We start from the raw sequence: 13692 nt of genomic DNA, 5'->3' as shown, positions 1-13692 counted from the left end.
GATGGTCGGGCCGGCGTGGCCGGTCGTCAGGTCGATGCGGAGGGCTGCGGGCCGGTCCGCGCGTCTCGCCTCATCGCTCGACGAAGTTCCAGTAGCGGGAGATCGCCGCTTCGTCGATGTCCGGGATCGCGACCGCCAGCTCCCGCAGCCGCTGAAGCGTCCTGTCGTTCTCGAACTCCAGGGTCGGCCGCCGCGCGTCCGGTGCGTTCCTCGCGTGCTCTTCGAGATACGCCTGCTCTTCGAGATACGCCAGGTAGGGCAGGATCGGCAGATCCTGTCCCTCTTCGCTCGCGCGCCGCAGACGGTGCAGCCACACGGCGAGCGGGACCGGTTCGGAGACCGTGCCGCGCATCCGGTCGTAGCCGCTCATGAAGGCGCCGACTCCGACCCTGCGCGGGTGGTGGAGGTGGTGCACACGGGCGGTTCCCGTCCCGGTCAGGATCAGCCCCACGACGGCGCGGGCCAGGACATCGACGGGGAGCAGCGCTTCCTCCAGGTCCGGTCCGACCGGATGGCAGCCGAGCGCGGCACAACTGGTGAGCAGCCGGGAGAACATGTCGTCCGGGCTGACGGCACCGGTCGACGTATGCGCCCAGATCCGGCCGAGCCGGTGGATGCCGCCGGTGGCCCCCCGCTCGAAGGCACGCTCAACGAGCCGGTCCGTGACCCATTTGCTCGCCACGTACCCGCTCCCGAACGGGTGTTTCTCGCCGCCGATCGGTGACTCCTCCGTGACCAGCCGGGAGCCCTGGCCGAGGCCGAACACACCGAGGGTGGAGAGGTGGTGAAACGCCTTCGGCCGGCCCTCGGCGGCCAGGCGCAGCAGGGTCCGGGTGCCCTCCACGTTGGCCGGTTTCAGCTGGGCGTACGGCGAGAGGTGATGGACGTGGGCGCCGCTGTGCACGATCGTGTCGACCCGCTCCCGCAGCCCCGCCCAGTCCGCCGGGTCGAGACCGAGTTCCACCGCCGCCAGGTCCCCCCGGACGACGTTCAGCCGTGGGCCGTCCGCCGTCGGCCCGAGGTCGATGCCGTAGCGCCGCATGACTTCGGTCAGCCGCTCGACCGCCTCGGCGTCGGTCCCGGCCCGCACAAGGCAGTGCACCCGCGCCGATGTCCGGTGCAACAGTTCGGCCAGGAGGAAGGCTCCGACGAACCCCGTGGCCCCGGTCAGCAGAATCTCTCGGGGACCACCGGTACGGGGGTCGGTATGCGGCACGTCGGGCAGGCCGGCGGAGGAGGTGCCGGACGTGAAGCGCAGGGCGGGACTCAGTTCGGCTTCCGAGTCCGGCACCCACGAGGTGGTGTGCGAGCCGCCCTCCGTGAGGTGGCGGGCCAGTCCTGCCGGGGTCGGTGCTTCGAGAAGCGCCGACAGGCCGAAGGGGACCGCCAGCGTCTCACCGATGCGGCCGGCCAGCCGGACGGCGAGCAGGGAGTGACCGCCCAGCGCGAAGAAGTCGTCGTCGGCGGAGACCTCGGGAACCCCCAGCACCTCGGCGAACAGCCCGCACAGCAGGCTCTCTTGTTCGGTCCGCGGCGCCCGGCCGGTGCCGGCGGCGGTGTCCGGCGGGGCGGGCAGTGCCCTGCGGTCGAGCTTGCCGTTGGCGTTCAGGGGGATCGCGTCGACCTCGACGAACGCCGACGGTACGAGGTGGGCGGGGAGGACGGTGGCGAGCCGGGTCTTCAACTCGTCGCCCGTCAGGGGTGTTTCGGTGACGACGTACGCCACCAGCCGCTGGTCGCCCGGCCGGTCCTCGCGGGCGATCACGGCGGCTCGGGCCACCCCGTCGAGTGCGGTCAGCGCGGTCTCGATCTCGCCGGGCTCGATGCGGTAGCCCCGGATCTTGATCTGGTCGTCGACGCGTCCGGCGTACTCCAGTACCCCGGCACGGTTCCAGCGGGCCCGGTCGCCCACCCGGTACATGCGCGTTCCGGGCGGGCCGAACGGGTCGGCGACGAAGCGTTCGGCGCTCTGGCCGGGCCGCCCGGCGTAACCGCGGGCCAGGCCGGTCCCGGCGAGGTACAGCTCGCCCCACACACCGTCGGGGACGGGCTGGAGGCGGTCGTCGAGTACATGGACGCGCGCGCCCGTGACGGGGCGGCCGATGGGCACCGGCCCCGCGCCGAGGCCGTCGTCCGGTTCGATGCGGTGGACGACGCAGCCGACGGTCGCCTCCGTGGGACCGTACTCGTTGATCACCACGGCCTTCGGGTGCCGCTCGCGCCACGCCCGCAGGGCGGCGCCGTCGAGGGCCTCGCCGCCGATGACCAGGTTCCGGGCGTCGCTGACGCGGTCGGGCAGCGACACCAGCAGCCGTAGATGGCTCGGAGTGACCTTGAGCAGGTCGGGGGTGGGCGTGTGAGCGTCCAGTTCCCCGAACCGCACCCGGCCGCCCGTGATCAGGGGCGTGAACAGCGTGGTCACCGGCATGTCGAAGGCGAGGGAGGTGTGGACCAGGGACTCGCCCGAGGCGGCCGGGTACATCGCCGCGGCCTCGCCCAGATAGGCGGCGAGCGAGCCGTGTTCGACGACCACTCCCTTCGGGCGGCCCGTCGAGCCGGAGGTGTGGATGAGGTAGGCGGCCTGCCGGGGGTGGACCTGGACGCCAGGGTCACCGTCCGCGCCGGTGTCCGGGGCGGCGGCGAGAGCGTCCTCGTCGAGCACGATCGTGGCGCCCGCGTCGGCGACCAGGGCGTCGATCCGCGCCCGGGGGTTGGCCGGGTCGATCGGCAGGTAGGCGGCCCCGGTCTTCTGCACCGCGAGCAGCGCCACGACCACCTCGGGGCGGCGCGGCAGCACCACGGCGACGACGGTCTCCCGTCCTGCCCCGAGGGTGACCAGGTGCCGGGCGAGCCGGTTCGCGCGACGGTTCAGCTCGTCGTACGTCAGCTCCGTACCGCCCGAGAACTCCGTACCGTCCGCGACGACGGCCACGGCGTGCGGGGTTCGCGCCGCCTGTGCCTCGAACATCTCCGGCAGCGACGCCTCGGGCAGCGGGGCGGTGCCGCCCCGCCGGGCGAGCGCGTCCTCGCGTTCGGCGGAGGTGAGCAGGGGCAGGGCGTGCAGGGGGCGGGCCGGGTCGGCCGTCACCTCCTCCAGCAGACGCAGATAGCGGGCGGCGACGCTTTCGGCGGTGGCGCGGTCGAACAGGTCCGAGGCACCTCCCGTATCGACGTCGGCAGCGCGGTCCTCCAGATCCCGGCCCGCTCGCCCGCCATGACGGCGATGACCGCCGCGACCCTCGACACCCTCTCCGGCGGACGCCTCAGGCTCGGCCTCGGCGTCTCCGGACCCCAGGTCTCCGAGGGCTGGCACGGCGTCGGATTCGGCTCACCGCTCGGCCGTACACGCGAATACGTCGACCTGGTGCGCCGCGCGCTGCGCCGGGAGCCCCTGGAGTACGCGGGCCACCACTTCACGCTGCCGCTGCCGGACGGCCCGGGCAAGGCACTCGCCCTGACCATCCGCCCGCCGCGCGAACGGATCCCGGTCTACCTGGCCGCGCTCGGCCCGAGAAACCTGGAGCTGGCCGGGGAGATCGCCGACGGCTGGCTTCCGGTGTTCTTCTCCCCCGGCCACGCCGCCCGGCAGTTGGCGCCGCTCGAGGCCGGCCTCGCCAAGTCGGGGCGCACCCTCGACGGGTTCGACATCGCCCCCGGCGTGCCCCTGGTGACCGGCGCCGACTGGCGGGCCTGCGCCCGCCGGGTGCGGGGATACGCCGCGCTGTACCTCGGCGGTATGGGCGGCCGGGAGGACAACCACTACACCCAGCTGGCCGAGCGCATGGGCTTCGGCGCCGGGGCCCGGGCCGTCCAGGAGCGGTTCCTGGCCGGTGACTACCCGGGCGCCATGGCCGCCGTACCGCTCGAATTCCTCGACGCGACCTCGCTTCTCGGGCCTCGGGAGCGGATCGCCGAGCGGATGACGGCGTTCGCCGAGGCCGGCGCCACCACGCTCAACGTCATGCCGGTCGGTCCCGGTCTGCCCGGCCCGGACCGCGCCGCCGAGGCGCTGCGCATCGCGGTCGAGGCGGCGGAACACGCCGGCCTGCTCGCGTCCGACCCGCGCCCCGGAAGTCCTCGCCCACAAGGCGTGCACGAAACACACCACTCACAAGGAGACACCCGTACCCATGACCACGCATGACACGACCAAGCTGATCTGCCTGCCGTACGCCGGGGCGGGCGCCTCCTTCTACCGGCCCTGGACCGCCCTGGCCGGTGACCCGCTGGACATCTGCGCCGACCTGCCCGGAGTGCCCTACCCGCTGGGCACCCCGGGGCAGTTGGAGCACACGGCCACCCTGTGCCGGGAGGCCGGCGCGGCCGTCCTCACCGCCGAGGCCGACATCCGCGACCTGCGGGCCGTACGGGAGGCGGTGACCCGGGCCGAGGACCGGTTCGGCCGGATCGACGTCGCCGTCAACAACGCGGGCATCGCCGCGCCCTCCGGCAAACCGGTGCACGAGATCGACGAGGACGAGTGGTCCCTGATGATCGACGTCGACCTCTCCGGAGCCTGGCGGGTGATCCGCGAGGTCGGCAAGGCCATGAGCGCCCGGCGCGCCGGCAGCATCGTCAACGTCGCCTCCACCGCCGGACTCGTCGGCTACCGGCACTTCGCCGGATACGTCGCCGCCAAGCACGCCGTCGTCGGTCTCACCAAGGCCGCCGCGCTCGACTACGCACCGACGAAGGTACGCGTCAACGCGGTCTGCCCCGGGTCGGTGCGCGACGACGCGCAGGCCGAGGGCCGGATGCTCGCCGAGATCGCCAGGGCACTGGACGTGCCGGTGCACGAACACGAGAAGACCTTCGTCGAGGCGCAGCCCATGAACGCGCTGATCGAACCCGAGGACGTCGCCGCCGCGATCGTCTTCCTCGCCTCGGACGACTCCCGCCAGATCACCGGGTCCGTTCTGACCGTGGACGGCGGCTTCAGCATCCGCTGATCTCCCGTCCCGCAACCGACCTTCCCGAACGACTCTTCGGACGACCGTTCCGGAATCCCAGGAACAACTCCCCGCGCCAACAAGGAGTACGACCGTGTCAGGCCCCCTCCACCCCGCGGCCCGCTGCCACGCGGTCCGCATCCGCTCCGACCGTTCGCCGTATCCGACGGTCCCTCCGGACCTGTGGATCGAGGACGTACCCGTGCCGTCGACGGACCCGCTCGCCGAGCGCCGCCGCGCCGCCGAGGTCGCCCGACCGACCGAGGGACTGCGCAGGGTGCTGCTGCGTTACGCCGACGGCACCTGCGACCTGGTCCTGGTGGCCGTGCGGGACCAGTGGGACCGCGCGGCTCTCGCACGGCTGGCAGACGGCGAGTCCACCGAACCGGAGGTTGGCAAGCCCGACGAGCCGGCGGCCGGTGACTCCGTCGGTCCGGAAGCGGACCGCCCCGCCCCCACGAAACCCGCACCCACGGCGTCCATACCCGCACCCGCCTGGGGCCTGGCTGACGAAGGCCCCGCCCTCCCGCACCTCTTCGCCCTCGACGGCGGCGGCGACGAGGCAAGCTGGCTCGCCGCCCTCGCCGTGACCCTGCGCCGGCACGACCCCGAGACCACCCCGGTCATCGGCACCGACCACGGCACCTTCACCGTGCCGGAGGCCGCCACGCTCGGTGAGCTGAAGCCCTCCTTCACCGCCGGACCCGCACTCGCCGGTCTGCTCTTCGACGAGGCGGAACTCCCCGGCGCGTACGTCCCCTGCCTCGCACCGCCGTTCCCCCTCACCCTGTCGGTCTTCAAGGACGCCGACGGCTGGCGGCTGCGCTGCGACCACGCCGGCGGCCATGTGTCCACCGAGATCGCCGCACGGTTCGCCCGGTACCTGGTGCGGGTGCACCGGATGATCCTCACCGAGCCCGGGACCCCGGTCGAGGACGTCGATCTGCTCGACGAAGCCGAACGCGACCGTGTAGCGGCACTCGGCCGCCCGTCCCGTCCGCTGGTCACCACCCCGGTGACCGTGCCCGAAGCGTTCGCGCGGATCGCGGGGGCGTCACCGCGGCGCATCGCCGTGACCGAAGGCGCGGCCGGTCTCACCTACGGCGAGATGGACGAGCGGTCGACCCGGTTGGCCCACGGCCTGCGCGAGCGCGGCGTCACGGCCGGCGACCGCGTGGGCGTCTGCCTGGAACGCACCACCGAACTCGTCGTCACCCTGCTCGCCGTACTGAAGGCCCGCGCGACCTACGTACCCGTCGACCCGGCCTACCCGGCGGACCGCATCGCCCGCACGGCACAGGACGCGGGACTGCGGGTGGTGGTCACCCGACTACCGGAGTTCCCGGACGTCGCGGGCTGCGTGCCCGCCACTCCGGACGAACTGCTGGACGCCGCCCAGCAGTTCACCGACGCCCCGGTCCCGCCGACGGCCACCTCGCCGGACGCCCCCGCCTACGTCATCTACACGTCCGGCTCCACCGGTCGCCCCAAGGGCGTCGAGGTGCCGCACCGCAACGTGATCGCCCTGATCGACGCGACCCGCGAGGAGTACGGCTTCACCGCCGACGACGTGTGGACCTGGTTCCACTCCAGCGCCTTCGACTTCTCGGTGTGGGAGATCTGGGGGTGCCTGCTGACCGGCGGGCGGCTGGTCGTGGTGCCGTACTTCGTCTCCCGCGAACCCGACCGCTTCCGCGATCTGCTCGTGGCGGAGAAGGTCACCGTGCTCAGCCAGACCCCGTCGGCCTTCGCCCAGCTGCTGGACGTCGACCACACCCGGGTCCCGGTCCGGACGGTCGTCTTCGGCGGCGAGCCACTGGACGCGCGCATGCTGCTGCCCTGGTTCGACCGGCACCCCGAGTCGGTCTGCCGGGTGGTGAACATGTTCGGGATCACCGAGACGACGGTCCACGTCACCGAGCAGACCCTCACCCGGAAACTGGCACTCGCCGCCACCCGCTCCGTCGGACGGGCGCTGCCCGGCTGGCACCTGTACGTGACCGACCAGTCCGGACGGCTGCAGCCGCCCGGTGTGGCGGGCGAGGTCTGCGTCGGCGGCGCCGGGGTCGCGCTCGGCTACCTCGGCCAGGAAGAGCTGACCGCCCGACGCTTCGTCCCGGACCCGTACACCGGCGGCACCATGTACCGCAGCGGCGACCTGGGGCGCCTGCGCCCGGACGGCCGGCTCGAACACCTGGGACGCATCGACAGCCAGGTCAAGATCCGCGGCTTCCGGATCGAGCTGGACGAGATCCGCTCGGTGCTGCTGGAGGACGCGGATGTCCGGGCGGCGGCCGTGGTGGTGCGGCGCGACGACCCGGACGACGCGGCCACGGCCAGGATCGACGCCTACGTGGTCCTCTCAGGCGGCGATCCGGTGGCAGTCCGCAAGCGCGCCGCGGGCATCCTCCCCGACTACATGCTTCCCACCACGGTGACCGCCCTGGACACCCTGCCGCTGACCGCCAACGGCAAACTCGACACGGCCCGGCTCCCCGCACCCGCGACACCCGCCGCGCCCGCCGCACCAGCCCGGGACGCCGACTCCGGCACAACCGAGGACGAACTCACCGAGCGGCTGCGCCAGATCTGGGGCGAGGTGCTCGGCACGCCGGTCGGCCCGGACGACGACTTCTTCGAGCTGGGCGGCAACTCCCTGTTCGCGGTCCGCATCGGGGCCGTCATGCGCGCGCGGGGCCTGCCGTCACTGCGGATGCGGGAGCTGTACCGTCATCCGACCATCCGCGGCACGGTCACGAGCCTCGCCGCCTCGGAGGGCTGAACCCATCTAGGTACGCGCCCGCCACCACGCCGCGCCAAACCTTCTACCATGCGTTCACCGGGTGGTGTCCAAGGTGCTGTCGGGAGGGGGTTCCGGCCGGTTCCCAGCTGAGTCGCGCCGGCATCGGGCAACCACCCTCCTCAACTGAGACGCCCCCGGACGCCTTTGGAGCCCTCGTGTTCATGACCCGGCACCGGATCGGCCTCGGCCTCTTCTCCCGCACCCGGCTACCGGCCGGGCTCGCCCTGGCCGACGGCCGGATACCGCACCGATCGCGGCGCCGAAGCGCACCCACCAGCCCGCTCGGCCGGGCCCTGCTCGCCCTCTGCCCCGCCGCGACTCTCCACCTGATCCAGCGTCTGGTCGAGGCACCGCCCGCGATCGTCCGGGTGGCCACGGCCCTCGCTGGTGCCGTGGCCGCAGCGGGTCGCAAAGGTGCGGCCCTCGCTCCTCGTAGAACCAGGAACGCCACCGCGTGACCGGCAAACCGCGCCCGGGGCGTCTCGTTGTCTCACTCGGTGCCTGGTGGATGCTGATCGCCTTCGGCCTCTGGCTCGTCGGCAAGGCGGTGGACCAGTCCGCGTCCTTCGTGCGGTGCGCCGCGTCGGCCGCGTTCCTCGTCGCGATCGGGGAGGCCGGCGACTGGCTGCGGCGACGCTGGAAGGCCCACCACGCACGGGCTCGCTAGGCGAGCGTCTCCGCCGACTCCCTGCCCTTCCTCGGCGTGCGGGTCGCCATGTAAAAGGCCACCCCCCACCCGATGATCGATCCGCCGAGGAACACGTTGATGACGAGGATCAGCCACCGGTCCTTCGCGCCCCGCGCGAACGCCATGTACGACGGCAGCAGATAGAGCACGGCAAGGGCCAATATGACCACCAGGGTCAGCAAGCTTTTCACGGTGCGCTCCACGGATCGACCTTCAAAATGTAGTCGTATCCTACGGGCCCAAGATCGAGAAGAACGCGGTCAGGTCCCCAGCCGCCAAGGCCGCATCCACTGCTGACCTGAAGACGGAACTCGTTCACCGTGTGGTGTTCCAGCCGCTGGTTGGGGAGATCCCGGAAGGCTTTCAGGTGAGTCACGCCGACCCGCGGGGATCCCGCCACGCTCGATGCTGTAATCCGCAGGACGAGTGCACGCAGGAGAACACGTACCGGGACGTTCGAGGACCGGTCGTGTGAGATCTCGTGAGAGATGAGAGGGTCTGACGGGTGAGCGAGACACCACCGAACACCCTCCAATACCGCTTTGACGGCCCGGAACACGCCCCAGTCCTGATCTTGGCGCCCTCACCGGGCACCACATGGCACAGGTAGGCGAAACCGTCTCTTGGCGTTCACGTGGTAATAGATCGATGCCGTTCACGCAGGTGGGGCCGTTGTGGTCCAGGTGCTCGACGGGGTTGGTGACAGCAACGTGACACGTGACGGTCGCTGAGGCTCTCGCTGGGCAGGTGCTGCGGGCAGGGTGCCTCAGCGTTCCTCAGCGGCGAGGTCTGAGCCTCGATCCTGCTGCGGTGTCTGCGAACGCATCGATTGCTCACAACGGGCGGAGCCGCCGCGCGGCCACCCACTGAGGATCGGCTCGTCCCGGGGCCGGGCCTGACTCCTGACATTTCTGACCAATGTGTCCCGGTCTCACAGTGTGGGCCGTTGGCTGGTGATGGTGCGTTGTCGGTGCCGGGCCGGCGGGGTGTGTCCACGGCGCCGCCATGGTCGCCCCGGCCGGAGTGACGGCGGGCGAGTTCGCCGGCAAGGCCACACCGTGGCTGACCGTCATGACCGGCGCCTTCCAGGGCTTCGCCGCGGTCATCGACGGCGGGGACTGCACCGTCGAAGGGCAACAGAGCCTCCACTTCTCCGACCTCGGAACCCTCCTGGCCGCGAGTTCGGGCCAGGACATCAGCGCCGAGGTGGTCACCATGGTCCAGCGGCTTGTGCAACGCCAGATCAACGCGGGCCATGGGGACGAAGGCTTCGCGGGCATCATCGAGAGCATCAAGCAGCCGGGTTGGGAAGTCGCTCGCGCGGACGGGCCGGGGGCCCAAGGGGCACCGCACCCGGTCTCTGCCCCGGGTGCCCCGTCACGCCCGTCCGCGCGAGCTCTTACGGATACTGGTCACTGGTTCTTTTGGCCTACTGGCTCAGCCACTCGGTGGCGTTGAGGGCGGGGGCGGCGTTGGCGGCGCCGGTGTCGTTCCAGCCGTCGTAGAGGGTGCTGCCGGACTGGCCGGTACCGTCGTCGATCGGCGAACTGTCGCCCCAGAAGGTGACCTTGCCGCTGCCAAAGGTGCTGGTGGCGAAGAAGGCGCGGGTGTTGCCGGAGTAACAGATGCGGTAGAGCAGGCCTTTGACGCCGGAGTTGTCGGCTGGCAGGGCGCCGGTGGGTTCACGTAGATCTCTTACTCGTAGACACCCTCGCCGGGCGGAGGTGAACGGTGTGACGGCCGATCCCTGGAGATCGGCCGTCACACCGCCGGGCACGTACAGCGACGCGCCCGTCACCAGCCAGTACTGAAGGTCTCGCAGCCTCGCGACTTCCCGATGGGCCCGATTTCAGGCGGAGGTACCAGTGACCGCGGTGCCGGACCTGGTCAGTGTGTACGTCAGTCGCGTCCCGCTCCAGAAGTAGAAGGTGAGGGTCACGGCGGCGCCGTCGGTGACATCGCCGAAGAACGCGGTCGGCAAGGTGATCGTGCCTGCGGTGTAGTCCGGTGTGAAGGCCACGTTGAACTGCTTGTACGTCGTCCAGGACTGCGGACCGGCGGCGGTGCCGTCGGCGTAGACGGCTTCCATGGTCGCCAACTTGTCCCCGTTGAACGCGGTGGGTATCACCAGCGAGGCGGTCGTACCCGTCGCGCTCGTCAGCACCGGCTTGTCATAGGTGATGACGTTGACGGCCCAAGGAATTCCGTCGGTGAACCGGAGGGACAGGACGGCATTCGTGCCGTGCTCCTGCGACGCGGTCAGCCGGCTGAGAGTCGCCGCCGCGATCGTCAGGGTGCTGCCGCTGAGGGTGTAGTCCACGCCCCGGACCAGGGGGCGGGTGCCGACATCGATCCTCGTCAGCCTGGTGCCGTGGAGGTTCAGCGTGATCGTCGCGTCGGTCGGGGTCCTGCCCTTGGGTACGAAGAGCTGGTCGGTGGACGCGGTGCCGGAGCGCCCGGTCCAGCTGGAACGTATCTGCGCATAGAGGCTCGGGTCGTTCCATTGCATGGTGCGGCGGTTGAAGCGACTGCCGTTGTCCCACAGCATCGTGGTCAAGCCCCGATACCGCGCGTAGTGGCCGAGATACTCGAGGTACTTGAGCGTCTCACCCTGTTCGACCGTGCCGGGGCCGGAGTCCCAGCCGAGCAGCCCGTACTCACCGACGACGACCGGGATCCCCTTGGTCACGAAGGACCTGTGCAGCAGGTCGAACGTGTCGGTCAGGTCAAAGCGCTGCTGGACAGCGGGGAACTGGGCCGGCCGCTGATGCTGCACAACCGGCACCGCAACCCGTCCTGCCCGCCGGACTTCACCAGCGCCATGCTCATCAACGACTCCGTGACCCACGAGATGGACATCACCCGCTGGCTGCTCGGCCAGGAGATCACCTCCGTCACCGTCATGCGGCCGCGGCCCTCCGGCAACGCGCCCGAAGGACTGGCCGATCCGCAGTTCGTCGTCTTCGAAACCGACGGGGGCGCCCTGGTCGACGTCGAGATCTACGTCAACGCCCGCTACGGCTACCAGGTCCAGGCCGAGGCGGTGTGCGAGCACGGCACCGCCCGCATCGGCGACCGGCACGACATGCTCGTCAGCACCGGCGGACGCTGGGGCGGCACGGTCACCCCCGGCTTCGTCGAGCGGTTCGAGGAAGCGTACGACCGCGAGGTCCAGGCATGGATCGACGCCAGCCGGCGCGGCGAGGTCACCGGCCCCAGCGCCTGGGACGGCTACGCCGTGGCCGCGGTCTGCGAGGCGGGTATCCGCGCCCAGACCGAGGGCCGCCGCGTCGAGGTGGAACTCGCCGACCGCCCAGCCCTCTACATCTGACCCCCGCCGCCGGCACACCTAACCAGCGGGGAACGACCGCTCCCCGCCCGACCGCACCGCAGACGGGACGCATCATGAAGATCGGTCTGAACACCGACAGCGTCGGGCACCTCACGCTCGACGAGACCCTGGACCTGGCCGCCGAACTCGGCCTGGACCACGTGGAGTTCGCCACCGGCGCCTGGTCCACCGCCCCGCACATCGACATCGACCGGCTTCTCGACAGCGACGGCGCGCGCCGCGAACTGCTGGCCAAGGTCGCCGACCGAGGGCTCACGATCAGCGCCCTCACCTGCTCAGGCAACCCCCTGCACCCCGGGCCCAGCGGCCGGGAGCACGACCAGGTCGCGCGCAGGACGATCGCTCTCGCCCCGCTCCTCGGCGTCGACCGCGTGGTGATGATGTCCGGGCTGCCGGGCGGGCCGGGCGACGCCAACCCCAACTGGATCACGGTCTCCTGGCCGCCGGAGACCACACAGATCCTCGACTGGCAATGGACCGAGGTCGTACTCCCGTACTGGCGAGACCTCGTCGCCCACTCCCGTGACCAGGGCATACTCAAGCTCGCTCTGGAGATGCACGCCCACCAGGCGGTCTACAACGTCCCCACCCTCCTGCGCCTGCGCGAGGAGGTCGGGCCCGTGGTCGGTGCCAACTTCGACCCCAGTCACCTGATGTGGATGGGCGCCGACCCGCTGGCCGCCATCGAGGCCCTGGGCGAGGCGATCTACCACGTACACGCCAAGGACACCCGGCTGGAACCCTCCCGCCAGGCGCTGACCGGCAGGCTGGAGACCCTCCCGGTCATGGCCGCCAAGGAACGCTCTTGGAACTACGTCACCCTCGGCTACGGCCACGACGACGCGTTCTGGCGCGCTTTCTGCCTCGCCCTGCGTCGAGCCGGCTACGACGACGTCCTGAGCATCGAGCACGAGGACGTTCTTGTGGCCCCCGTCGAGGGCGTCACCAAAACCGTCGACCTCCTGGGTCGCGTCGCCCTGCGCGAACCCAGCTCCTACAAGCCCCAGGAGATCTGAGTGGACGTTGAGTCCGATCTTCCTCGGTTCGTGATCGCTCAATCGAGGTACTGATCGTCGGGCAGGCCATCTGCTGGGCATGTGCATGCCGAGATGTGGGCATGAAGCGAGAGCCGTACCCAAGCGACTCGGCGGACGAGCAGTGGACGTTGATCGAGCCGATGATCATGGCCTGGAAACAGGCCCGGTGGCACGGTCAGCGACCGGAGATCCCGGATCCTGCGATCTGCGGGGGATCGTGAACGCGATCTTCTACCAGAACCGGACGGGCTGCCAGTGGCGTTACCTCCGCATGATCTGCCGTCCTGGTCGGCGGTGTTCTACTACTTCGGCCTGTGGCGCCAGGACGGACTCGACCAGCGGATCTCCGAACTCCTGCGCTGCCAGGTGCGGGAGACGTCGCCGCCCACCAGGTCATCTTCGGCCCGGTGCAGTACACCGAATCGAACTACTTCACCCATGTCCTGAGCAACCTCGCGGCAGACCTCTGGAAGGGGCTCACGGAGACGCGGGTCATCACCACGTCCGACAGCGCCCTTCGGTCCTACTTCACCGCCCACCGCGGCGACTTCCGGCACCAGTCGTTCGCCGCGGCACACGAGGAGGTCAGGCAGGCGTACGTCCTGGACCGCTACCAGGCGGTGATCGGCCGCCTCACGGCATCGGCCCACGTCAGCGTGGACCGCGCGGTGTTCCACGCCCTCCCGGTCAGCTGACTTACTGACAGTTCAGGGCTTCCCCCGGGAGCCGCTTCGATGTGGAAGCCTTCTGCTTGATCGTTGCGCCCTGGGCGGTGGAGGCAAGACCCGCCGTGGTGGGGCCTTCCGGGAGGAGCAGGCGTGTCGCGTCAGCCCTTCACCGAACGGGCCGAGCCCCACAGGGCG

Annotated in this window: 10 protein-coding genes and 4 pseudogenes; 10 read left to right on the top strand and 4 right to left on the bottom strand. The window is 70.8% G+C overall.

Features of this window, described 5'->3' with window-relative positions:
• Window positions 1-70: 70 nt before the first annotated feature.
• Window positions 71-3088, bottom strand: coding sequence for a non-ribosomal peptide synthetase family protein (locus QA861_RS07885; protein ID WP_334587483.1), 3018 nt, complete (start codon window positions 3086-3088; stop codon window positions 71-73).
• On the opposite strand from QA861_RS07885, the gene QA861_RS07880 reads away from it, so the two are divergent.
• The 5 genes from QA861_RS07880 to QA861_RS07860 all read left to right on the top strand — a co-directional run bounded on the left by QA861_RS07880 (window position 3059) and on the right by QA861_RS07860 (window position 8419).
• A complete protein-coding gene (locus QA861_RS07880) occupies window positions 3059-4144 on the top strand; it encodes an LLM class flavin-dependent oxidoreductase (protein WP_443041457.1) in 1086 nt (361 codons plus the stop codon). The genes QA861_RS07885 and QA861_RS07880 overlap by 30 nt on opposite strands.
• The gene (locus QA861_RS07875; protein ID WP_334587482.1) at window positions 4131-4949 is read left to right on the top strand and encodes an SDR family oxidoreductase; all 819 of its coding nucleotides are present in this window, start codon (window positions 4131-4133) and stop codon (window positions 4947-4949) included. Before QA861_RS07880 ends, QA861_RS07875 begins: the two co-directional genes overlap by 14 nt.
• A gap of 94 nt (window positions 4950-5043) precedes the next feature.
• A complete protein-coding gene (locus QA861_RS07870) occupies window positions 5044-7731 on the top strand; it encodes a non-ribosomal peptide synthetase (RefSeq protein WP_334587481.1) in 2688 nt (895 codons plus the stop codon).
• Between the two features lie 182 nt (window positions 7732-7913).
• Entirely contained in the window at window positions 7914-8210 is a 297-nt protein-coding gene (locus tag QA861_RS07865) for a hypothetical protein (protein WP_334587480.1), read from the top strand.
• Entirely contained in the window at window positions 8207-8419 is a 213-nt protein-coding gene (locus tag QA861_RS07860; protein WP_334587479.1) for a hypothetical protein, read from the top strand. The genes QA861_RS07865 and QA861_RS07860 overlap by 4 nt, the downstream gene beginning before the upstream one ends.
• Here the strand turns inward: QA861_RS07860 and QA861_RS07855 are convergent.
• A complete protein-coding gene (locus QA861_RS07855) occupies window positions 8416-8631 on the bottom strand; it encodes a superinfection immunity protein (RefSeq protein ID WP_334587478.1) in 216 nt (71 codons plus the stop codon). The genes QA861_RS07860 and QA861_RS07855 overlap by 4 nt on opposite strands.
• Window positions 8632-9433: 802 nt before the next feature.
• Here QA861_RS07855 and QA861_RS07850 point away from each other — a divergent pair.
• Window positions 9434-9898 (top strand): annotated as a pseudogene (locus QA861_RS07850) (imine reductase family protein); the annotation flags it as partial.
• Here the strand turns inward: QA861_RS07850 and QA861_RS07845 are convergent.
• Window positions 9876-10106, bottom strand: a pseudogene (locus QA861_RS07845) (hydrolase); the annotation flags it as partial. The pseudogenes QA861_RS07850 and QA861_RS07845 sit on opposite strands and share 23 nt — an antisense overlap.
• Window positions 10107-10289: 183 nt before the next feature.
• Complete coding sequence (locus QA861_RS07840; RefSeq protein WP_334587477.1) at window positions 10290-11129, bottom strand: X2-like carbohydrate binding domain-containing protein; 840 nt, start codon at window positions 11127-11129, stop codon at window positions 10290-10292.
• Window positions 11130-11162: 33 nt separating this feature from the next.
• On the opposite strand from QA861_RS07840, the pseudogene QA861_RS07835 reads away from it, so the two are divergent.
• The 4 genes and pseudogenes from QA861_RS07835 to QA861_RS07820 form a co-directional block, all read left to right on the top strand.
• A pseudogene (locus tag QA861_RS07835) lies at window positions 11163-11771 on the top strand (Gfo/Idh/MocA family oxidoreductase); the annotation flags it as partial.
• A gap of 74 nt (window positions 11772-11845) precedes the next feature.
• Complete coding sequence (locus QA861_RS07830; RefSeq protein ID WP_334587476.1) at window positions 11846-12808, top strand: sugar phosphate isomerase/epimerase family protein; 963 nt, start codon at window positions 11846-11848, stop codon at window positions 12806-12808.
• Between the two features lie 101 nt (window positions 12809-12909).
• A pseudogene (locus QA861_RS07825) lies at window positions 12910-13204 on the top strand (transposase); the annotation flags it as partial.
• A 32-nt stretch (window positions 13205-13236) separates the two neighbouring features.
• A complete protein-coding gene (locus QA861_RS07820) occupies window positions 13237-13524 on the top strand; it encodes a hypothetical protein (RefSeq protein ID WP_334587475.1) in 288 nt (95 codons plus the stop codon).
• Window positions 13525-13692: the final 168 nt, after the last annotated feature.

The organism is Streptomyces sp. B21-083, assembly GCF_036898825.1.
Lineage (GTDB): Bacteria > Actinomycetota > Actinomycetes > Streptomycetales > Streptomycetaceae > Streptomyces.
This window is presented reverse-complemented; position numbering and strand designations above follow the sequence as displayed.